Annotated in this window: 18 protein-coding genes and 1 riboswitch; of the genes, 16 read left to right on the top strand and 2 right to left on the bottom strand. The window is 72.7% G+C overall.

Going from position 1 to position 20878, the window contains the following annotated elements:
* The first annotated feature begins 442 nt into the window (after window positions 1-442).
* The 11 genes from hpnC to ACIP4O_RS23450 all read left to right on the top strand — a co-directional run bounded on the left by hpnC (window position 443) and on the right by ACIP4O_RS23450 (window position 13260).
* Window positions 443-1372 carry a squalene synthase HpnC gene (hpnC, locus tag ACIP4O_RS23500; RefSeq protein ID WP_401577201.1) on the top strand — a complete coding sequence of 310 codons (930 nt, stop codon included), beginning with the start codon at window positions 443-445 and terminating at the stop codon, window positions 1370-1372.
* Window positions 1373-1380: 8 nt separating this feature from the next.
* Window positions 1381-2319: a presqualene diphosphate synthase HpnD gene (hpnD, locus tag ACIP4O_RS23495; RefSeq protein WP_401577306.1), complete on the top strand. Its 939-nt coding sequence runs from the start codon at window positions 1381-1383 to the stop codon at window positions 2317-2319.
* 127 nt (window positions 2320-2446) lie between these two features.
* Window positions 2447-3850, top strand: coding sequence for a hydroxysqualene dehydroxylase HpnE (hpnE, locus tag ACIP4O_RS23490; RefSeq protein ID WP_401577199.1), 1404 nt, complete (start codon window positions 2447-2449; stop codon window positions 3848-3850).
* Complete coding sequence (locus ACIP4O_RS23485) at window positions 3847-5007, top strand: polyprenyl synthetase family protein (RefSeq protein ID WP_401577197.1); 1161 nt, start codon at window positions 3847-3849, stop codon at window positions 5005-5007. Before hpnE ends, ACIP4O_RS23485 begins: the two co-directional genes overlap by 4 nt.
* Window positions 5008-5163: 156 nt before the next feature.
* The gene (gene shc, locus ACIP4O_RS23480; protein WP_401577195.1) at window positions 5164-7143 is read left to right on the top strand and encodes a squalene--hopene cyclase; all 1980 of its coding nucleotides are present in this window, start codon (window positions 5164-5166) and stop codon (window positions 7141-7143) included.
* Entirely contained in the window at window positions 7143-7817 is a 675-nt protein-coding gene (locus ACIP4O_RS23475) for a 1-hydroxy-2-methyl-2-butenyl 4-diphosphate reductase (RefSeq protein WP_401577194.1), read from the top strand. The genes shc and ACIP4O_RS23475 overlap by 1 nt, the downstream gene beginning before the upstream one ends.
* A 5-nt stretch (window positions 7818-7822) precedes the next feature.
* Window positions 7823-8845: an adenosyl-hopene transferase HpnH gene (gene hpnH, locus ACIP4O_RS23470; RefSeq protein WP_007819823.1), complete on the top strand. Its 1023-nt coding sequence runs from the start codon at window positions 7823-7825 to the stop codon at window positions 8843-8845.
* Between the two features lie 163 nt (window positions 8846-9008).
* Window positions 9009-10904 (top strand): 1-deoxy-D-xylulose-5-phosphate synthase, encoded by a 1896-nt coding sequence (gene dxs, locus ACIP4O_RS23465; protein WP_401577193.1) that lies wholly within the window; start codon window positions 9009-9011, stop codon window positions 10902-10904.
* Entirely contained in the window at window positions 10901-12331 is a 1431-nt protein-coding gene (locus tag ACIP4O_RS23460) for an aspartate aminotransferase family protein (RefSeq protein ID WP_401577191.1), read from the top strand. The genes dxs and ACIP4O_RS23460 overlap by 4 nt, the downstream gene beginning before the upstream one ends.
* A 69-nt stretch (window positions 12332-12400) precedes the next feature.
* A complete protein-coding gene (locus tag ACIP4O_RS23455) occupies window positions 12401-13033 on the top strand; it encodes an XRE family transcriptional regulator (RefSeq protein WP_361321107.1) in 633 nt (210 codons plus the stop codon).
* Window positions 13033-13260 carry a DUF6126 family protein gene (locus ACIP4O_RS23450; RefSeq protein ID WP_401577189.1) on the top strand — a complete coding sequence of 76 codons (228 nt, stop codon included), beginning with the start codon at window positions 13033-13035 and terminating at the stop codon, window positions 13258-13260. Before ACIP4O_RS23455 ends, ACIP4O_RS23450 begins: the two co-directional genes overlap by 1 nt.
* A gap of 85 nt (window positions 13261-13345) precedes the next feature.
* Here the strand turns inward: ACIP4O_RS23450 and ACIP4O_RS23445 are convergent, their stop codons facing one another.
* The gene (locus tag ACIP4O_RS23445; protein WP_401577187.1) at window positions 13346-14182 is read right to left on the bottom strand and encodes a tyrosine-protein phosphatase; all 837 of its coding nucleotides are present in this window, start codon (window positions 14180-14182) and stop codon (window positions 13346-13348) included.
* 357 nt (window positions 14183-14539) lie between these two features.
* A riboswitch (cyclic di-AMP (ydaO/yuaA leader) is annotated at window positions 14540-14717 on the top strand.
* A gap of 2 nt (window positions 14718-14719) precedes the next feature.
* On the opposite strand from ACIP4O_RS23445, the gene ACIP4O_RS23440 reads away from it, so the two are divergent.
* The 5 genes from ACIP4O_RS23440 (at window position 14720) to ACIP4O_RS23420 (ending at window position 19067) form a co-directional block, all read left to right on the top strand.
* Complete coding sequence (locus tag ACIP4O_RS23440; protein WP_361321103.1) at window positions 14720-15448, top strand: LysM peptidoglycan-binding domain-containing M23 family metallopeptidase; 729 nt, start codon at window positions 14720-14722, stop codon at window positions 15446-15448.
* Window positions 15449-15641: 193 nt separating this feature from the next.
* Entirely contained in the window at window positions 15642-16457 is an 816-nt protein-coding gene (locus ACIP4O_RS23435) for an SGNH/GDSL hydrolase family protein (RefSeq protein ID WP_401577185.1), read from the top strand.
* A gap of 237 nt (window positions 16458-16694) precedes the next feature.
* Window positions 16695-17828 (top strand): MBL fold metallo-hydrolase, encoded by a 1134-nt coding sequence (locus tag ACIP4O_RS23430; RefSeq protein ID WP_401577304.1) that lies wholly within the window; start codon window positions 16695-16697, stop codon window positions 17826-17828.
* Window positions 17829-17983: 155 nt separating this feature from the next.
* Entirely contained in the window at window positions 17984-18295 is a 312-nt protein-coding gene (locus ACIP4O_RS23425) for a winged helix-turn-helix transcriptional regulator (RefSeq protein WP_401577183.1), read from the top strand.
* 136 nt (window positions 18296-18431) lie between these two features.
* A complete protein-coding gene (locus tag ACIP4O_RS23420) occupies window positions 18432-19067 on the top strand; it encodes a DsbA family oxidoreductase (RefSeq protein WP_401577181.1) in 636 nt (211 codons plus the stop codon).
* 125 nt (window positions 19068-19192) lie between these two features.
* Here the strand turns inward: ACIP4O_RS23420 and ACIP4O_RS23415 are convergent, their stop codons facing one another.
* On the bottom strand, window positions 19193-20638 hold the full coding sequence (locus tag ACIP4O_RS23415) for a glyceraldehyde-3-phosphate dehydrogenase (protein ID WP_401577179.1): 1446 nt from the start codon (window positions 20636-20638) through the stop codon (window positions 19193-19195).
* Window positions 20639-20878 lie beyond the last annotated feature (240 nt).

The raw sequence follows: 20878 nt of genomic DNA, 5'->3' as shown, positions 1-20878 counted from the left end.
TAAGAGGGCTTTTCGTCTCCTCTTCGCGGCATCAGGAACGAAAGCGGAACCCCTGCCGGACAAATCCGGCAGGGGTTCCGTCGTGTCACGCCGGAGGGTGCCGTTTATTCCCCGCGCGCGGCCGAGCGGGTCAAAGATCAGTCAACTAAGTCGCAGGTCGGGAAGGTTGACGGCAATCGGTGTGTTCTTGTGACGTGCTGAACACCCCGCCGTGAGCGGTTGAGTTGTACAACGTAAGCTGTGCCGGTGCCGAATCGCGACGAGTGGTGCGATACCGCACAGGGGGACATGCTGCACCGAAACGCCCGGGCGGCGGCCGGGCGGCGTGTCCGAAATAGTGAGTTTTGTGTGCGCAGTGTAGAACGGGAGATGTGACGGCATTGGCTACGGACGACCTCCGCCTCCACGCTGTACCCGCCGTCCCCGCGACGGGCGGTCGCCGATGAGCGCCCCCCGCCCCGCGGCACCCGGCACCGGGACGGCGCACGCCACCGCGACGGAGAACGCCACGCTCGGCAAGGCCGGAGCGGAGAACTTCCCGGTGGCGCCCTTCTTCGTGCCCAAATCCTGGCGCGCCGACCTCATGGCCGTCTACGGCTTCGCCCGCCTCGTCGACGACATCGGTGACGGCGACCTCGCCCCCGGCGGCGCCGACGCCCGCTACCTCGACGTACCCGAGGACCAGGCCGGCGACCGCCTCGCTCTCCTCGACGCGCTCGAAACCGACCTCGCCCGCGTCTTCCGCTCCACCGGGACGCCGCACCACCCCCTGCTGCGCGCCCTGCGGCCCACCGTGCGCCGCCGCGGCCTCGTCCCCGACCCGTTCGAGGCGCTCATCGGCGCCAACCGGCAGGACCAGAAGGTCGGCCGCTACGCCACCTGGGACGAACTGGCCGCTTACTGCGAGCTGTCCGCGAACCCGGTGGGCCACCTCGTCCTCGGCCTCACGGGGACCGAGAGCGACGAGCGCCTGCGCCGCTCGGACGCCGTCTGCACCGGGCTCCAGCTCGTCGAGCACCTCCAGGACGTCGCCGAGGACCTGCGACGCGACCGTATCTACCTGCCCGCCGAGGACATGACGCGCTTTCACGTCACCGAGGCGGACCTCGCGGCCCCGCGCGCGAGTGCCCAGGTCCGCGCCCTCATCGCCTTCGAGGCCGACCGCGCCCGCGCCCTGCTCGACGAGGGACTGCCCCTCGTCGCGAGCGTGCGCGGCCGGCTGCGGCTCCTGCTCGCCGGCTTCGTCGCAGGGGGCCGCGCGGCCCTCGCCGCGATCGCCGAGGCGGGCAACGACGTACTCGCCACCACGCCGAAGCCCACCAAGGCCCGGCTGCTGCGCGAGATGGGAGCAGTACTGCGAGGAGAGGGGTGAGTCCGACGATGAAGGAGCAGGGCGTACTGCCCGCGGCCGTGAGCGCCGCCTACGGCTACTGCGAGACCGTCACGGGGGCCGAGGCGAAGAACTTCGCCTACGGCATCCGCCTGCTGCCCGGCGACAAGCGCCGCGCCATGTCGGCCGTCTACGCCTTCTCACGCCGCGTGGACGACATCGGCGACGGCACCCTGGCGCCGGAGGAGAAGACGCGCCGGCTGAACGAGTGCCGCGAACTCCTGGAGCGGGTACGGGCCAAGGACGTCGCCGAGGACGACACCGACCCGGTCGCCGTCGCCCTCGCGGACACCGCGCGGCGCTTCCCGGTGCCGCTCGGCGCCCTGGACGAGCTGATCGACGGCGTCCTGATGGACGTACAGGGCCGCGCTTACCGCACCTGGGAGGAACTCGCCGACTACTGCCGCTGCGTCGCCGGGGCGATCGGACGGCTCTCGCTCGGCATCTTCGGCGTACGGCCCGGCGCGCGCGACCGCGTACGCGCCCCCGAGTACGCCAACACGCTCGGCCTCGCCCTCCAGCTCACGAACATCCTGCGCGACGTCCGCGAGGACGCCGCGAACGGCCGCACCTACCTGCCCGCCGAGGACCTCGACAAATTCGGTTGCTCCGCGGGCTTCGGCTCGGCGACGCTGCCCGAGGGCGCGGACTTCCCGGGCCTCGTCCACTTCGAGGTGCGCCGCGCCCGCGCGCTCTTCGACGAGGGCTACCAGCTGCTTCCCATGCTCGACCGGCGCGGCGGCGCCTGCGTCTCGGCCATGGCGGGGATCTACCACCGCCTCCTGGACCGCATCGAGCAGGACCCCGACGCCGTCCTGCGCGGCCGGGTGGCGCTCTCGGCCGGAGAGAAGGCGTACGTCGCCGTGCGCGGCCTCGCCGGGGTCGATGCCAAGGCGGCGGCCCGTCAGAGAGCCGGGGAACAACCATGACACGCAGGGCCCCGCGGCAGGGCCGCGCGAAAGCGCCCGTATCCGGTCACGACCGGGCAACCTCCGGGCTGAGGTCCGCGTCCCTCACTGCGCACGCCACCACCCCGGAGGCGGGCAGGGAGGACGCATGACCGAACAGGCCGATTCAGCCACCACCCCCACCGGCGGCGCGGGACATGCCGTCGTCATCGGCGGCGGACTCGCCGGAGTGACCGCCGCGCTCGGCCTCGCCGACGCGGGCGTGCGCGTAAGCCTTCTGGAGGGCAGACCCCGTCTCGGCGGCCTCGCCTTCTCCTTCCGGCGCGGCGACCTCACCGTCGACAACGGCCAGCACGTCTACCTGCGCTGCTGCACCGCCTACCAGCAGTTCCTGCACCGCATCGACGCCGCCCACCTCGCCCCCGTGCAGGACCGGCTCGACGTACCCGTGCTCGACGCCGACACCTGGCGCCTGGGCCGGCTGCGGCGCACCCAGGCCCCGGTGCCCCTGCACCTCGCCGGCGGCCTCGCCACGTACCCCCACCTGAGCCTGCGCGAACGCGCGTCCGTGGCACGCGCCGCCCTCGCGCTGCGCCGGCTCGACCCCGCCGACCCCGCGCTCGACCGGCGCGACTTCGGCAGCTGGCTGCGCGAACAAGGGCAGAGCCCCCGTACCGTCGCGGCCCTGTGGGACCTCGTCGGCGTCGCGACACTCAACGCCCGCGCCGACGACTCCTCACTGGCCCTCGCCGCCAAGGTCTTCAAGACCGGGCTGCTCACCGAGCCCGGGGCCGCCGACATCGGCTGGGCCCACGTGCCGCTCGGCGAACTCCACGACACCCTCGCCCGCCGCGCCCTCGACAAAGCAGGTGTCACCACCCGGCTGCGCGCCCGGGTGAGCGCCGTCGAGGCCGCGGGAGGCGGCTGGCGGGTACGCACCGAGGACGGCGTGCTCGACGCGGACACCGTCGTGCTCGCGGTGGCCCAGCAGGAGGCCCACCCACTGCTGCCGGCGGGGGCACTCGACCACCCCGAGCGCCTCACCGCGCTCGGCACCTCACCCATCCTCAACGTCCACGTCGTCTACGACCGCAAGGTGCTGCGCCGGCCCTTCTTCGCCGCGCTCGGCAGCCCGGTGCAATGGGTCTTCGACCGCACCGCGCCCTCCGGGCTCACCGGGCCGGGCCAGTACCTGGCGGTCTCGCAGTCCGCCGTCGGCGAGGAGATCGACGCGCCCGTCAGCACCCTGCGCGCGCGCTACCTGCCCGAACTGGAGCGACTCCTGCCCGCCGCGCGCGGCGCCGGAATCCGCGACTTCTTCGTCACCAGGGAACGCACGGCGACCTTTGACCCGGCCCCCGGCGGCAGGCGGCTGCGGCCCGGAAACACCACCCGCGCCCCAGGGCTCTACCTCGCCGGGGCGTGGACCGACACCGGGTGGCCCGCCACGATGGAGGGCGCCGTGCGCAGCGGCAGCGACGCGGCCCGCGCCGCGCTCGCGAACCTCGGCCGCACCGGCGCGCACCTCTTCCACTTCCAGGAGGCGGCATGAGCACCGAGGCCCGGGCCGACCGGGTGCCGCTCAGCACCCCCAAGACCAGCACCGCGAACAGAGGAGAGAAGAACGTGCCGACTGTGCCCTCGGCCGAAGCCGCCGCCGACGCCCCGGACGTGACCGCGCTCGTCGAGCGCAGCCGTGCCCTCGTCACGCCGGTGCTGCGGTCCGCCGTGGACCGGCTCGCGCCGCCCATGGACTCGGTGTCCGCCTACCACTTCGGCTGGACCGACGCCGAGGGCAGGCCCGTGGCGGGCGACGGGGGCAAGGCCGTGCGCCCCGCCCTCGCGCTCATCTCCGCCGAGGTCACCGGGGCGAACGCCGAGACCGGCGTGCCCGGCGCCGTCGCCGTGGAACTCGTGCACAACTTCTCCCTGCTGCACGACGACCTCATGGACGGCGACGAGCAGCGCCGCCACCGCGACACCGTCTGGAAGGTCCACGGCCCCGCGCAGGCGATCCTCGTCGGCGACGCGCTCTTCGCCCTCGCCAACGAGATCCTCCTCGAACTCGGCACCCCCGAGGCCGGCCGCGCCACCCGTCGCCTCACGCGCGCCACGCGCGCCCTGATCGACGGTCAGGCCCAGGACATCTCCTACGAGCACCGCGACCGGGTCACGGTCGAGGAGTGCCTGGAGATGGAGGGCAACAAGACCGGGGCCCTGCTCGCCTGCGCCGCCTCCATCGGCGCCGTGCTCGGCGGAGCCGACGAGGCCACCGCCGACACCCTGGAGCGCTACGGCTACCACCTCGGGCTCGCCTTCCAGGCCGTGGACGACCTCCTCGGCATCTGGGGCGATCCCGAGTCCACCGGCAAGCAGACCTGGAGCGACCTGCGCCAGCGCAAGAAGTCGCTGCCCGTCGTCGCCGCGCTCGCGGCGGGCGGGGCGGCCTCCGACAAGCTCGCCCAGCTCCTCGCCGCCGACGCCGCCGCCACCGGCCCCGACTCCGTGCCGCAGGAGGAGTTCTCCGAGGAGGAGTTCGCCGCCCGCGCCGCCCTCATCGAGGAGGCCGGGGGCCGCGAGTGGACCTCGCGGGAGGCACGCCGGCAGTTCGACATCGCCATCGGGGCCCTCGACAGCGTCCCGATGCCCCCACACGTGCGGGCGTCCTTCGTGGCGCTCGCGGACTTCGTCGTCGTACGAAAGAGATGATCACCATCAGACGGACATGCCAGCGATGACGCGCAGTCGCCGACCGGTGCGGCCCGCCCGACGTCCCCGCCCCCTGCCGGCGGACACCGGGCGGGCCGCGGCCCCGGCCGACGGCGGACCCACAGCAGATGATCGAGACTGCACGAAGGGGAAGCCATGACAGCGACGACCGATGGAAGCACCGGGGCGGCGACGCCCCCGGCTACCACGGCCAGTGCTCCTTTGCACCTCAGCCCCGAGGCGAGTGAAGCCCACGAGGCCACCGCCCGCGCCACCCGGCGAGCCGTGGATTTCCTCCTCGACCGGCAGAGCGACGAGGGCTGGTGGAAGGGCGACCTCGCCACCAACGTCACCATGGACGCCGAGGACCTCCTGCTGCGGCAGTTCCTCGGCATCAGGGACGAGGCAACGACCCAGGCCGCCGCGCTCTTCATCCGGGGGGAGCAGCAGGAGGACGGCACCTGGAACACCTTCTACGGCGGGCCCGGGGACCTGTCGGCCACCATCGAGGGGTACGTCGCGCTGCGCCTCGCCGGGGACAGCCCCGAGGCGCCGCACATGCGCAAGGCGTCCGCCTTCGTCCGCGCCCAGGGCGGGGTCGCCCGCGCCCGGGTCTTCACGCGGATCTGGCTCGCCCTCTTCGGCTGGTGGAAGTGGGAGGACCTGCCGGAGATGCCTCCGGAGCTGATGTTCTTCCCCAAGTGGGCCCCGCTCAACATCTACGACTTCGGCTGCTGGGCCCGCCAGACGATCGTGCCGCTCACCGTCGTGTGCGCCCAGCGTCCGGTGCGGCCCGCGCCCTTCGCGCTCGAAGAGCTGCACACCGACCCGGCCGACCCCAACCCGGCCCAGCCGGCACCGCCGGTGGCCAGCTGGGACAACGTCTTCCACAAGCTCGACAAGATGCTCCACGGCTACCGCAAGGTCGCCCCGCGCCGCGTGCGCGAGGCCGCGATGCGCGCCGCCGCCACCTGGATCGTCGAGCGCCAGGAGAACGACGGCTGCTGGGGCGGCATCCAGCCCCCCGCCGTGTACTCGATCATCGCCCTGCACCTGCTCGGCTACGACCTCGACCACCCCGTGCTGCGCGCCGGGCTCGAATCGCTCGACCGCTTCGCGGTCCGGCGCGAGGACGGCGCCCGCATGATCGAGGCGTGCCAGTCCCCGGTCTGGGACACCTGCCTGGCCACCGTCGCGCTCGCCGACGCGGGCGTCCCGGCCGACCACCCGCAGATGATCAAGGCCGCCGACTGGATGCTCGCCGAGCAGATCGTGCGCCCGGGCGACTGGGTCGTGCGCCGCCCCGACCTGCCGCCCGGGGGCTGGGCCTTCGAGTTCCACAACGACAACTACCCCGACATCGACGACACCGCCGAGGTGGTCCTCGCGCTGCGCCGCGTCGCCCACCCCGACGCGACGCGGGTCGACAAGGCCGTACGCCGCGCCGTCGACTGGAACGCGGGGATGCAGTCGAAGAACGGGGCCTGGGGCGCCTTCGACGCCGACAACACCAGCCCGTTCCCCAACCGGCTGCCGTTCAGCGACTTCGGCGAGGTCATCGACCCGCCCTCGGCCGACGTCACCGCGCACGTCGTCGAGATGCTCGCCGAGGAGGGCCTCGCCCACCACCCCCGCACCCGGCGCGGCATCGAGTGGCTGCTGAAGAACCAGGAGGCGAACGGCTCCTGGTTCGGCCGCTGGGGCGTCAACTACGTGTACGGGACCGGGGCCGTCGTCCCCGCGCTCGTCGCGGCCGGCCTCCCCGCCTCGCACCCGGCGATCCGCCGCTCCGTCACCTGGCTCGGCCAGGTGCAGAACGAGGACGGCGGCTGGGGCGAGGACCTGCGCTCGTACCGGGACAGCGCCTGGCACGGCCGCGGCCACTCCACCGCCTCGCAGACCGCCTGGGCGCTGCTCGCGCTGCTCGCGGCCGGTGAGCGGGACTCGGAACAGGTGCGCCGCGGTATCGCGTACCTCGTCGAGACCCAGACCGAGGACGGGACCTGGGACGAACCCTGGTTCACCGGGACCGGCTTCCCCTGGGACTTCACCATCAACTACCACCTGTACCGGCAGGTGTTCCCCGTGACGGCGCTCGGCCGTTATCTCAACGGCACCGGGCCGGGGGAGAACTGATGGAACAGGCCCCCGGAACCGGGACCGATCCCGGCTCAGCACCGCTGCTCGTCGCCTGCGCGCTCGGCATCGAGCACTTCGCGCTGCGCAGCGGCGGGGGCCGCACCCTGCGGCAGGCCGGCGGCGCGGTGTCCGTGCTGCGCACGGGCATGGGGCCGAAGGCCGCCGAGCGCGCCCTCGCGCGTGCGCTGCGGGCCGTACCCCCCACGACCGCCGTCCTCGCCACCGGGTTCTGCGCCGGGCTCGTCCCCGGGATGCATCCCGGCGACCTCGTGGTCGCCGAACGCACCGAGGACGCGGCCGGCTCGACCTCGTGTTCCGCCACCGCCGCGCTCGCCGCCGCGCTCGCCCGTACGATCCCCGGCCGCACCGTGCACACCGGGGTGCTCGCCGGATCGGACCACGTGGTGCGCGGCCCCGAGCGGGCGACGCTGCGCGAGACGGGCGCCGTCGCGGTGGACATGGAGTCCGCCGCGACCCTGCGCACGGCCCGCGCGCAGTCCACCACCGCCACCCGTCCGGTGGCCGCCGTCCGGGTGGTGGTGGACGCACCGGAACACGAACTCGTCCGTATCGGCACGGTCAGCGGGGGAATATCTGCCTTCCGCGTACTCCGTGCCGTCCTGCCTGCTTTCTCTGAATGGCACCGTACTTTTCTGCTCCCCAGGAGGTGAGCCAGATGGCCATGCCGCTTCGCCAGACCATCAGGATCGGGACGTATCTGATGGAACAGAAGCTCCGCAAGCGGGAGAAGTTCCCGCTCATCGTCGAGCTTGAACCGCTCTTCGCGTGCAACCTGAAGTGCGAGGGCTGCGGCAAGATCCAGCACCCTGCGGGAGTCCTCAAGCAGCGCATGCCGGTCGCCCAGGCCGTCGGCGCTGTCCTGGAGTCCGGCGCCCCGATGGTCTCCATCGCGGGTGGTGAGCCCCTCATGCACCCGCAGATCGACGAGATCGTGCGCCAGTTGGTGGCCAAGCGGAAGTACGTCTTCCTCTGCACCAACGCCATGCTGCTCCGCAAGAAGATCGAGAAGTTCACCCCTTCGCCCTACTTCGCCTTCGCCGTGCACATCGACGGCCTCAAGGAGCGGCACGACGAGTCGGTCGCCAAGGAAGGCGTCTTCGACGAGGCGGTCGCGGCGATCAAGGAGGCCAAGCGCCGCGGCTTCCGGGTCACCACCAACTCGACCTTCTTCAACACCGACACCCCGCAGACCGTCATCGAGGTGCTCGACTTCCTCAATGACGAACTCCAGGTCGACGAGATGATGATCTCGCCCGCCTACGCCTACGAGAAGGCCCCCGACCAGGAGCACTTCCTCGGCGTGACGCAGACCCGCGAGCTGTTCAAGAAGGCGTTCGCCGGCGGCAACAGGCAGCGGTGGCGCCTCAACCACTCGCCGCTCTTCCTCGACTTCCTGGAAGGCAAGCAGGACTTCGACTGCACCGCCTGGGCGATCCCCAACTACTCCCTCTTCGGCTGGCAGCGCCCCTGCTACCTCATGAGCGACGGCTACGTGCCCACGTACCGGCAGCTCATCGAGGAGACCGACTGGGACAAGTACGGGCGCGGCAAGGACGAGCGCTGCGACAACTGCATGGCGCACTGCGGTTACGAACCGACCGCCGTCATGGCCACCATGGGCTCCCTCCAGGCCTCGCTGCGCGCCGCCCGCGAGACGATCGCGGGCAACCGCTCCTGACCGTGACGGGCCGCGCCCGTCCCGACCGGCCCCCACGCGGCCCCGGCCTCGCACCCCTGCGAGGCCGGGGCCCCGTGCCTGCCGCTCCGATGCGCGGCGTGGCCCCGCTCACGTATCCCGCCGACCCGACCGGGCCGGACGTCCGAAGAGAGAGGGCCCGAACGTGACATTGCTCGAAAGCATCCGGGGGCCGCGCGACCTCAAGGCCCTTGGCAGCGACCGGCTGCCCGAACTGGCCGCGGAGATCCGGGAGTTCCTGATCCAGGCGGTCGCCAGGACCGGCGGCCACCTCGGCCCCAACCTCGGGGTCGTCGAGCTGACCATCGCCCTGCACCGGGTCTTCGACTCGCCGCACGACCGCGTCCTGTGGGACACCGGGCACCAGGCGTACGTGCACAAGCTCCTCACCGGGCGGCAGGACTTCTCCAAGCTGCGCTCCAAGGGCGGCCTCTCCGGCTATCCCTCGCGCGCCGAGTCCCCGCACGACGTCATCGAGAACAGCCACGCCTCGACCGTGCTCGGCTGGGCCGACGGCCTCGCCAAGGCGCGCGACCTGCGCGGCGAGGACACCCACGTCGTGGCCGTCACCGGGGACGGGGCGCTCACCGGGGGCATGGCCTGGGAGGCGCTCAACAACATCGCCGCCGCCAAGGACCGCCCCCTCGTCCTCGTCGTCAACGACAACGAGCGCTCCTACGCCCCGACCATCGGCGGCCTCGCCCACCACCTCGCCGCGCTGCGCACCACCGACGGCTACGAGAAGGTCCTCGCCTGGGGCAAGGAGGTGCTCGACCGCACCCCCGTCGTCGGCAAGCCGCTCTACGAGTCGCTGCACGGCGCGAAGAAGGGCTTCAAGGACGCCTTCGCCCCGCAGGGCCTCTTCGAGGACCTCGGCCTCAAATACGTCGGCCCCGTCGACGGCCACGACATCGCGGCCCTGGAGTCGGCGTTCGCGACCGCCAAGCGCTTCGGCGGCCCCGTCATCGTGCACGTCATCACCGAGAAGGGCCGCGGCTACGAGCCCGCCCTCGCCAACGAGGCGGACCGCTTCCACACCGTGGGCGCGATCGACCCGCTCACCGCCGAGGCGCTCACGCCCGCCGCCGGGCCCTCCTGGACGGCGGTCTTCGGCGAGGAGCTGGTACGAATCGCCGAGGAGCGGCACGACGTCGTCGCGCTCACCGCCGCGATGCTCGACCCCGTCGGCCTCACGCCCTTCGCCGCGCGCTTCCCCGAGCGGATCTGGGACGTCGGGATCGCGGAGCAGCACGCGGCCGTCTCGGCCGCCGGGCTCGCGACCGGCGGACTGCACCCCGTCGTCGCCGTGTACGCGACCTTCCTCAACCGCGCCTTCGACCAGCTCCTCATGGACGTCGCCCTGCACAGGTGCGGGGTCACCTTCGTCCTGGACCGGGCCGGGGTCACCGGGACCGACGGCGCCTCGCACAACGGCATGTGGGACATGTCGGTGCTCCAGGTGGTGCCGGGGCTGCGCATCGCGGCGCCGCGCGACGCGAGCGAGCTGCGCGCCCAGTTGCGCGAGGCGGTCGCCGTGGACGACGCGCCGACCCTCGTGCGCTTCCCCAAGGAGACGGTGGGCGCGGACCTGCCCGCGCTGCGCCGCGAGGGCGGGCTCGACGTGCTCGCGGAGGACGCCGGGGAAGAGGAGGAGGCCGACGTCCTCTTCGTCTCGGTCGGTGTCATGGCGCCCGTGTGCCTCGCCGCCGCCGCCCTCCTGCGCGAGCGCGGCATCCGCTCGACCGTCGTGGACCCGCGCTGGGTCAAGCCCGTCGACCCCGCCCTCGCCCCGCTCGCCGCGCGGCACCGGGTGGTCGCGGTCGTCGAGGACAACAGCCGTACCTCCGGGGTCGGCGCCGCCGTCTCTGTGGCCCTCGCCGACGCCGAGGTCGACGTTCCCGTACGCCACTTCGGCATCCCCGAGCAGTTCCTGCCGCACGCCAAGCGAGGGGAACTGCTCGCCGACCTCGGCCTCACCCCGGTGGAGATCGCCGGGAGCATCGGGGCCCACCTGGCCCGTAAGGAGAAGACGCAAGGATGACCACCGGCACGACGGACGCAGCGGCTCCCGGGGGCGAGGGCACGCAGGGCAAGGGTTTCGATCTCAACGCACTGCTCGCCGCGCGCGGCCGCGAGCGCTACGAGCTGCACACCAAGCACCTCAACCACCAACTGCCGCGCATGCTCCACACGATCGGCTTCGACAAGTACTACGAGCGCGGCGAGGGCGCCCACTTCTGGGACGACCAGGGGCAGGACTACCTCGACATGCTCGCGGGCTTCGGCGTCATGGGGCTCGGCCGCCACCACCCGGTCGTCCGCCAGGCGCTCCACGACGTGCTCGACGCCCAGCTCGCCGACCTCACGCGCTTCGACTGCCAGCCGCTGCCCGGACTGCTCGCCGAGAAGCTGCTCTCCCACAGCCCGCACCTGGACCGGGTCTTCTTCGGCAACAGCGGCACCGAGGCCGTGGAGACGGCGCTCAAGTTCGCGCGCTTCGCGACCGGGCGGAAGCGGGTCCTCTACTACGACCACGCCTTCCACGGCCTCACCACGGGCTCCCTCTCGGTGAACGGCGAGAAGGGCTTCCGCGACGGCTTCGCGCCGCTGCTCCCCGACACCGCGCTCCCCGTCGGGGACCTCTCCGCGCTGGAGCGGGAGCTGCGCAAGGGCGACGTGGCCGGGCTCATCGTCGAGCCGATCCAGGGCAAGGGCGTCACCGAGACGCCGCCCGGCTACCTCAAGGCCGCACAGGACCTGCTGCGCAAGCACAAGGCGCTGCTCATCGCCGACGAGGTGCAGACGGGGCTCGGGCGCACCGGGGACTTCTACGCCTACCAGCACGAGGAGGGCGTCGAGCCGGACCTCGTGTGCGTCGCGAAGTCGCTCTCGGGCGGCTACGTGCCGGTGAGCGCGACGCTCGGCAAGGAGTGGATCTTCAAGAAGGTCTACTCCTCGATGGACCGCGTCCTCGTCCACTCGGCGAGCTTCGGCGCCAACGCGCAGGCGATGGCCGCGGGGCTCGCGGTGCTGCACGTCATGGAGGACGAGAACATCGTCGCGAACGCGCGCCGCACGGGCGGCTACCTCAAGCAGCGGCTGACGGACCTGATCCCGAAGTACGAGATGCTCGCCGACGTCCGCGGGCGCGGCCTCATGATCGGCATCGAGTTCGGCCGCCCCGACTCGCTCAAGCTGCGCAGCCGCTGGGCGATGCTCCAGGCCGCGCGCAAGGGCCTGTTCGCGCAGATGGTGGTGGTGCCGCTGCTCCAGAAGCACCGCATCCTCACCCAGGTCTCCGGGGACCACCTCGAGGTCATCAAGCTCATCCCGCCGCTCGTCATCGACGAGAAGGACGCCGACCGCTTCGTCGACGCCTTCACGGCGGTCATGGACGACGCGCACAACGGCGGCCTCATGGGCGACTTCGCGAAGAACATCGTGAAGCAGGCGGTCGCCCACCGCTGAGCCCGCCGCGATTTTGCCTCTCGGGCAATAAATTTGCCCGAGAGGCACGGCGGTGGCTGAATTGAGGGCATGAGCACCGAGCCCGGGAGCGGCCCGCCCGAAGGCGGCCCTCCCGAAGAACTTGCCGTCGCCGTCGCCCCGCACCTGCGGGAACTGCGCCGCCGCGCGGGCCTCACGCTGGAGGCCGCCGCGAAGGCCGCGAGCCTCTCCCCGGCCCACCTCTCCAGGCTGGAGACGGGCCGCAGGCAGCCGAGCCTGCCGATGCTCCTCGCCCTGGCCCGTACCTACGGTACGACGGTCTCCGAACTCCTCGGCGAGACCCCCGCCGGACCGGGCTCGGTCGTCCGCGCCGGCGCGATGGAACCCACCGAGGCGGGCGGCTGGACGTACTGGCAGGCCGGCGGCCCGGGGCGCGCGATGCAGGCCCTGCGCGTACGGGTCCCGTACGGCAGCCAGGGCGACATCGTGCGCGTGCACCCGGGGGAGGAGTGGCTGCACGTCCTGACCGGGCGCCTGCGACTGCGCCTCGGTGACAGCGCGCACCTGCTCGCTCCCGGCGACAGCGCCCACTTCGACTCGCTCACCCCGCACCGCATCGCCGCCGCGGACCCGGACGGCGCGGTGCTGCTCTTCGTCCACACGCTCTTGCAGAGCCCGCTCGGCGCGCTCTGCCTCGGCGACGTCCACCCAGGAGGCGCGTAATGCCCGAGCACGACAGCGGGATCAGGCCGGAGAAGGACGGCGGGCAGGTCGCACCGGGGGAGAGCGGCGGGCGGGTCGCGCCGGAGGAGAACGGGACCATCCGCCGCTTCGTCGAGGACAAGATCCCGACCGGGTTGTGGGTCCGTGTCTTCGTCTACGTCGTCGCCGCGCACGGCGTCGCCGCCTTCCTCTACCTGCTCTTCGTGCTGGGAGCGAAGAACCAGTAGCGGAAATCAGCCCCTCCACCCGCACCATGTCAGCCCCTCCGGCGATTGGGAGCGGGGGTGTGGGGGCGGCGCCCCCGCAGGGGGGTCACTCCACGAGCCGGTCCCTCAACCGCTCGCGCAGCGCCCCGTCCATCCCCAGGACCTCCCCGAAGTACCGCTCCCGGCCACCCCAGTGCGTGTCGATCGTCTCCAGCGCGGCCCGCAGGTAGCTCGCCCGCGCGGCGAAGAGCGGGTCGAGGAGTTCGGCGATCTCGGGGGCCGTGGGCGGGGTCGCGTCCTTACCGCGCGAGACGCGGTAGCGGCGGTGGCGCGCGTTCGACTTGAGGTAGTCCTCCTCGATCGCCTCCTCCTCCACGCCCACGGCGAGCAGCACGAGCGCGATGGAGGTGCCCGCCCGGTCCTTGCCCGCCGCGCAGTGCAGCAACGCGGGCACGCTGTCCTCGGCGATCGCCCGCAGCAGCCGCCCGTGCTCGGCGGTGCGCTCCTTGATCAGCTGCCGGTAACTGGCCTCCATACGGGCCTCGGCGCGCCCCTCGCCGAGCGCGGCCCGCAGCTGCTCCACCTCCCCGTCCCGCACGATCCGCCAGAACTCCGCGCCGTCCGCCGGGTCGTTGAGCGGCAGGTGCACATTGCGCACGCCGGGCAGGTCGACGTCGGGGCCTTCGAGGGCCCGGTCGGCGGCGTTGCGGAAGTCGAAGACGGAGTGGAGGCCGAGCGCGGCGAGGTAGGCGGCGTCGGCCTCGGTGGCGTGCGCGAGGTGGCCGCTGCGGAAGAGCACGCCGGTACGGGTACGGCGGCCGTCGCGCGTGGGCAGTCCGCCCACGTCGCGGAAGTTGCGGACCGCGCTCAGCGCGGGCTCTTCCGGCCCTGCCGAAGCGACGACGACGGGCTCGGGCGCGATCCCCGGGGGCGGCTGCGTCACGGGACTCCTTCCGGTGGACCGCCGGCGCGGCTCGCCGACGGTGGCGCGAGGCCGAGACTGGCACGGACCGCGAGGCCGGGCAAGGTACCGGAGCACGGGAGAACCCCGAGGTGAGCAGCGTCATAGCGGTGACGGACGGTGCCGGAGGCAGGCCCGGGGCCGGGCGGACCGTTTTCGCTGCACACGACGTACGTCCGGTTCTGCCCGTATCGAGCGGTTTCCACGGAGAGTGACGGAAATCTTCGGAATGGATCACGAAATGTGATTCCTGACGCAAAAAGGCTGCTTGTCCGGCGTGTCGAGATGCCTTTACGGTCACCAGCAGTCCGGCCGGAACGCCGAATCCTGCCGCCGCCCCGGACTCTCACGCTCACTCACACCCGTACCGGCAGGAGCGGGGGACCCACACGCACCACGCCGTGCCCGGTCCCTCCGGGACGGCTCGGGGTGAAGTCGCCGCGCGCACCGCGCCGGTGGCCGGGCAGCTCCAGCCCGAACCCGACAGCTCACCCCGCAGGCGACGGAGAAGGAATCCGCATGTCCGCCACGGCCAACCGCCGCTCGTTCACCCGTCGCCTCGCGCTGCTCGGCACCACCGGTGCCGCCGTCGTGGCGCTCCCGCTCACCGCCATCGGCGGCGCCCACGCCGCGAGCCCCGCGAAGGACTCGACGTACACCGTCAAGGCCGGTGACACGCTCATCAAGATCGCCAAGAAGGAGAAGGTCTCCGGCGGCTGGAAGAAGCTCTACGAGCAGAACAAGGGCACCATCGGCGCCAACCCCGGCATCATCAAGCCCGGTTCGAAGCTCGTCGTGAAGAAGGCCGCGACCCCGGCCCCCGCCGCCAAGAAGGCCGCCACGGGCACCGGCTGGACCGCGCCCGTCGACGGCGTCAAGGGCAGCGGCTACGGCCGCAACGGCAGCCTGTGGTCGCACGGCCACACCGGCGCCGACTTCCCGGTCAACACCGGCACCCCGGTCAAGTCCGTCGCGGCCGGCACGGTCGTCACCGCGGGCTGGGGCGGCGCCTACGGCAACCAGATCGTCATCAAGCACGCGGACGGCCACTACAGCCAGTACGCCCACCTCTCGGCCTTCAAGGTCTCGGCCGGGCAGAGCGTCACCGAGGGCCAGCAGATCGCCCTCTCCGGCGCGACCGGCAACGTGACCGGGCCGCACCTGCACTTCGAGGTCCGCACGGGCCCCGCGTACGGGAGCGACGTCAACCCGATCACCTTCCTCGCGCAGCACGGCGTCAACGCCTGAGCGCCGTACCTCCGAGAACCGTGGCGGCCCGTTCCCCGCAAGGGGCGGGCCGCCACGGCCGTTTCGGGACACGACCGCCAAGGGGTCTCGTTTATTCCGGGGTTGGGGCTTTCTTGACCGGTGGCCTTTCTCACTCCGCGTCACCCCCTCCCTACGGTGGCGTAAGTCTGGCGTAAAGGTGAAGGATGCCGAGGTGGCACGAGAAGCGAGGATCATCCCCAGCAGCAAGGCCCTCCCCGCCGGGGGCACCGTGACGTCCTACGTGGCCGTGGGCGACAGCTTCACGGAGGGCGTCGGCGACCCCGGGCCCGACGGGCTCCTCACCGGCTGGGCCGACCGCCTCGCCGTCCAGCTCGCCGACCGCCTCCCCGAGCGCTCCGCCTTCCGCTACGCCAACCTCGCCGTGCGCGGCAAGCTCCTCCACCAGATCGCCGAGGACCAGGTCCCCCGCGCCGCGGCACTCGCCCCCGACCTCGTCTCCCTCGTCGCGGGCGGCAACGACGTACTGCGCCCCGGCACCGACCCGGACGCCCTCGCCGAGCGCTTCGAGAAGGCGGTCGCCACGCTCTCCGGCGCGGCGGGCACCGTCATGATCGCGACCGGCTTCGACACGCGCGACACGCCGGTCCTGCGCCACCTGCGCGGCAAGATCGCCACGTACAACGCGCACGTACGCGCCGTCGCCGACCGCCACGGCTGCCTCGTCCTGGACCTGTGGGCCCTGCGCTCGGTCCGCGACCGCCGCGCCTGGGACAACGACCGCCTCCACCTCGGCCCCGAGGGCCACACCCGCGTCGCCCTGCGCGCCGCCCAGCTCCTCGGCCTCGACGTCCCCGCCGACCCCGAGCAGCCCTGGCCCCCGCTGCGCCCGCGCGGCACCTTCGAGGAGCGCCGCGACGACATCGCCTGGGCGCGCGAGTACCTCGTCCCCTGGATCGGCCGCCGCCTGCGCGGCGAGTCCTCGGGCGATCACGCCCACGCGAAGCGCCCGGACCTGCTGCCGCTGTAGAGGGAACCAGAACCAGCCCCTCCGCCGGAACCAAAACCGGCCCCTCCGGCGTTTGAGGAGCGGGGGTCCGGGGGCGGAGCCCCCGCAAGGCCCACCCCGGCGAGCGCCGAGCAGGCGGACCGGCCGAGTATTGACACGTACCGCCCCGGAACTTCCGTACCCGAGGAGACACCCGTGCCCCCCACCCGCCGCCTCCCCACTCCGCCTGCTTTCGGGGCCGACCCTCGCGGCGCCCGCATGGCCCGCATCCGCCGCTCCCCGCACTTCGACCCGGCCAAGGGCGTCTTCACCAACCCGGAGGGCCCCGCGGGCGAGACGGCGGGGGGCGCCCCCACGCCGGACCGCAAGGAACTGCTGCGCACGTACCTCCGCTCCGAGGAACGCGCCCGGCGCGCCCCCGCAGGCGTCCTCCCCGTGCACCCCACGACGCTGGCCGACCTCGCGCGGCCTTCGCGCGGCGGCCTGCGCGTCACCTGGACCGGGCACTCCTCGGTGCTCACCGAGATCGACGGCGCCCGTATCCTCTTCGACCCGGTGTGGGGCGAGCGCTGCTCCCCCTTCTCCTTCGCCGGGCCCAAGCGCCTGCACCCCGCCCCGTTCCCGCTCACCGCGCTCGACCGTGTCGACGCGGTGGTCATCTCGCACGACCACTACGACCACCTCGACCTGCCCTCGATCCGCACGCTCGCGGCGAGCGGCACCACCTTCGTCGTCCCGCTCGGCATCGGCGCCCACCTGGAGCGCTGGGGCGTGCCCGACGCGCTCGTACGGGAGCTGGACTGGCACGAGTCGACGGAACTGGCGGGGGTACGGCTGACCGCGACGCCCGCCCGGCACTTCTGCGGCCGCGGGCTGCGCAACACGCAGCACACGCTGTGGGCCTCCTGGGTCGTCGCGGGGTCCGAGCACCGCGTCTTCCACAGCGGGGACACCGGCTACTTCCCCGGCTTCGCCGAGATCGGCCGCGAGCACGGTCCCTTCGACGTGACGATGATCCAGCTCGGCGCCTACAGCGAGCACTGGCCCGACATCCACATGACCCCCGCCGAGGCGCTGCGCGCCCACGAGGACCTCGGCGGCGGAGTCCTCCTGCCGATCCACTGGGGCACCTTCAATCTCGCCCCGCACCCGTGGGCCGAGCCCGCCGAGTGGACGAAGGACCTCGGCGACGCCTCCGGCTCCCGCGTCGCCTTCCCGCGCCCGGGCCAGCCCTTCGAGCCCGCGGGTGAACTGCCCGCCGAGCCGTGGTGGCGCGCGGTCTCGCTGCCGCTGGTCCGGCACTGGGAGTCCGCCGCGGCGACCGGCCCCGCCGCGCGACCGGGCGGCGAGCCGACGCAGGGCCCGGCCCTCGATCTCGCAGCGGACCGGTGAACGCGGTCCCGGCCCCGCGGCCGGGCGCGCTCCCGTCCTCCGGCGCGCTCCCGTCCTCCGGCGCGCTCCCGTCCTCCGGCGGGGGGCCGCTTCCCGGCGGGGGAGACGCTGACGTCTTTCGCGGCGACTGCCCGGGGCGTACGGTCCTCGACCACGTGACGAGCCGCTGGGGCGTGCTCGTCCTCACCTCGCTGCGTGCGGGACCGTTGCGCTTCCACGAGCTGCGCGACCGCATCGGGGGCATCAGCGAGAAGATGCTCTCGCAGAACCTGCGCCTCCTCGTCAGGGACGGCCTCGTCCACCGCGAGGTGGAGCCGGCCGTGCCGCCCAGGGTCAGCTACACCCTCACCCCGCTCGGCGCGGAACTCGCCCACCCCGTGCAGAGCCTCCTGGACCGGATCGCCGCGCGCACGCCGGACATCGTGACGGCGCGGCGGCGCCACGACGCGGGGACGCCGACGGGCTGAGACGCGGCCCTCGGTGAGGTGTGTCACACCCCCTCGGTGTCTCCGTCCTTCCGTCAGGACACCTACGCCGAGGGGTGGGGCTTACCCCTGGGTCTGTGCTTACCCGGGGACAGCCTGCGGCTCTACCGTCCTCCGCGTGAACGAGATCACTGTCGACATCTGGACGGACGTCGTCTGTCCCTGGTGCTACATCGGGAAGCGCCGCTTCGAGCGCGCGCTCGGCGCCTTCGACGCCAAGGAGCGGGTGCGGGTGCGCTGGCGGAGCTTCGAACTCGACCCCGCCGCCCTCCGCCTCACGGACGAGACCATCCCCGAGCGCATGCTGCGCCGTCAGGGCATCCCGCCCCATGAGGCCGAGCGGCTGCTCGCCGGGGTCACCGCGCAGGCCGAGGCCGAGGGACTCGTGTACCACCTCGACCGCGCTCGGCCCTGCAACACCTTCGACGCGCACCGCCTCGTCCACCACGCCGCCTCCGTCGGGCTCGCCGAGCCGTTCCAGGAACGCCTGATGCGCGCGTACACCGCCGAGGGCGCCTCGGTCGGCGACCACGCGACGCTTCTCGCGCTCGCGGAGGAGGCCGGCCTCGACGCCGGGCCCGCCGCCGGGGTGCTCGCCGGTGGCGCGTACGCGCAGGACGTCCGCGCGGACGAGGAGCGCGCCGCGCGGCTCGGCGTGGGTGGGGTGCCCGCCTTCGTCGTCGAGGGGCGGCCCCCGCTCGCGGGCGCCCTGCCCGCCGCCGTCCTGACCTCGCTTCTGGAGGACGCCCGCTGAGCGGAGCGGGTCCCGGCCCGTACGCCCGGCGCCGGGCCCCGTGGCCGCACACGGCGCGGGGCCGCCGGTGGTAGACCCGCCGGCGGCCCCCGGAGCCCTGGCGCCGCGCGCCGTGGCGCTCGGGCTCAGCCGAGCGGTGCCGGGAAGGTCGGGTACTCGACACCCGAGACGTGCTGGACGACGCGTACGACCTGGCACGAGTAGCCGAACTCGTTGTCGTACCAGAGGTAGAGGATCGCGTTGTCGCCGTCGACCTTGGTCGCCCCGGCGTCGACGATCGAGGCGTGGCGCGAGCCGACGAAGTCGCTGGAGACGGCGTCGGCCGACGTGGTGAAGTCGATCTGGCGGCGCAGCGGCGAGGTGAGGGAGACCTCGCGCAGGTGGGTGAGGACCTCCTCGCGGCTCGTCTCGCGGCTCAGCCGGAGGTTGAGGATCGCGATCGAGACGTCGGGGACGGGGACCCGGATCGAGCTGCCGCTGATCTTCGCCCTGAGGTCGGGCAGGGCCTTCGCGACGGCGGAGGCGGCACCCGTCTCGGTGAGGACCATGTTGAGCGGCGCGGACCTGCCGCGACGGTCGGACTTGTGGTAATTGTCCAGCAGGTTCTGGTCGTTGGTGAAGGAGTGCACCGTCTCGACGTGGCCGCGCTCGACGCCGAACTCGTCGGCCATCGCCTTGAGCGGCGGCACGATGGCGTTCGTCGTGCAGGAGGCGCAGGAGATGATCCGCTCGTCCGGCTTGATCGACTCGTGGTTCACGCCGTGCACGATGTTCGGCACGTCGCCCTTGCCCGGCGCGGTGAGGACGACCTTCGCGACACCCGGGCGCAGGTGCTGCGAGAGGCCCGCGCGGTCGCGCCAGCGGCCCGTGTTGTCCACGAGGATCGCGTCGTTGATGCCGTACGCGGTGTAGTCCACGGTCGCCGGGTCGTCGGAGTAGATGAACCGGATCGCGTTGCCGTTCGCGACGAGGGTGTCGTTCTCCTCGTCCACGATGATCGTGCCCTGGAACTGGCCGTGCACGGAGTCGCGGCGCAGCAGCGAGGCGCGTTTGACCAGGTCCTGACCGGCGGCCTTGCGGACCACGACGGCGCGCAGGCGCAGGCCGTTGCCCGAGCCGGCCTTCTCGATGAGCAGCCGGGCGAGGAGCCGCCCGATCCGCCCGAAGCCGTAGAGGACGACGTCGCGCGGGGCGCCGCGCTCGATCTTCCGCTCGCCGGTCGCGCCCTCGACGGCCCGCGCGGTGAACTCGGCGACGCTCAGGCCCCGGTCGTCGCTCTTGTACGTCGCGGCGAGCATGCCGATGTCGATCTGCGAGGGGCCGAGGTCGAGCGTCGTGAGCGCCTGGAGGAACGGCATCGTCTCGGTGACCGACAACTCCTCGCCCGCGATCTGCCGGGCGAAGCGGTGGGTCTTGAGAATCCCGACCACCGACTTGTTCACCAGCGAGCGGCTGTGCAGCAGCACGGTGACGTCCCGTTGCCGCTGAAGCCTGCCGATGACGGGAATCATCGATTCCGCGATCTCCTCGCGGGTCTTCCAGTTGGTGAACGAGTCCTCGTTGACAGTCACAGATCCATCTTTCGAGCTAGGCGGCGCTCATATGTTAACCCGATGGGTGTGATCATCTGCCGGGCGCGGGTGTGATGTATGACCAGTTCGGGACGGGTACGGGCGGGGGCGGGGGGGGCGGGGAATGGCCCCCCCCCCCCCCCCCCCCCGCCCCGCTTTACCCCCCCCCCCCCCCCCCCGGGCGGCCCCACGGTGACCCAACCGGGCCGCGCGCCCCCCCGGGGTTGGGCCCCCCCCCCG

Origin of the sequence: Streptomyces sp. NPDC088923, assembly GCF_044749745.1 — a bacterium.
Classification (GTDB): domain Bacteria; phylum Actinomycetota; class Actinomycetes; order Streptomycetales; family Streptomycetaceae; genus Streptomyces.
This window is presented reverse-complemented; position numbering and strand designations above follow the sequence as displayed.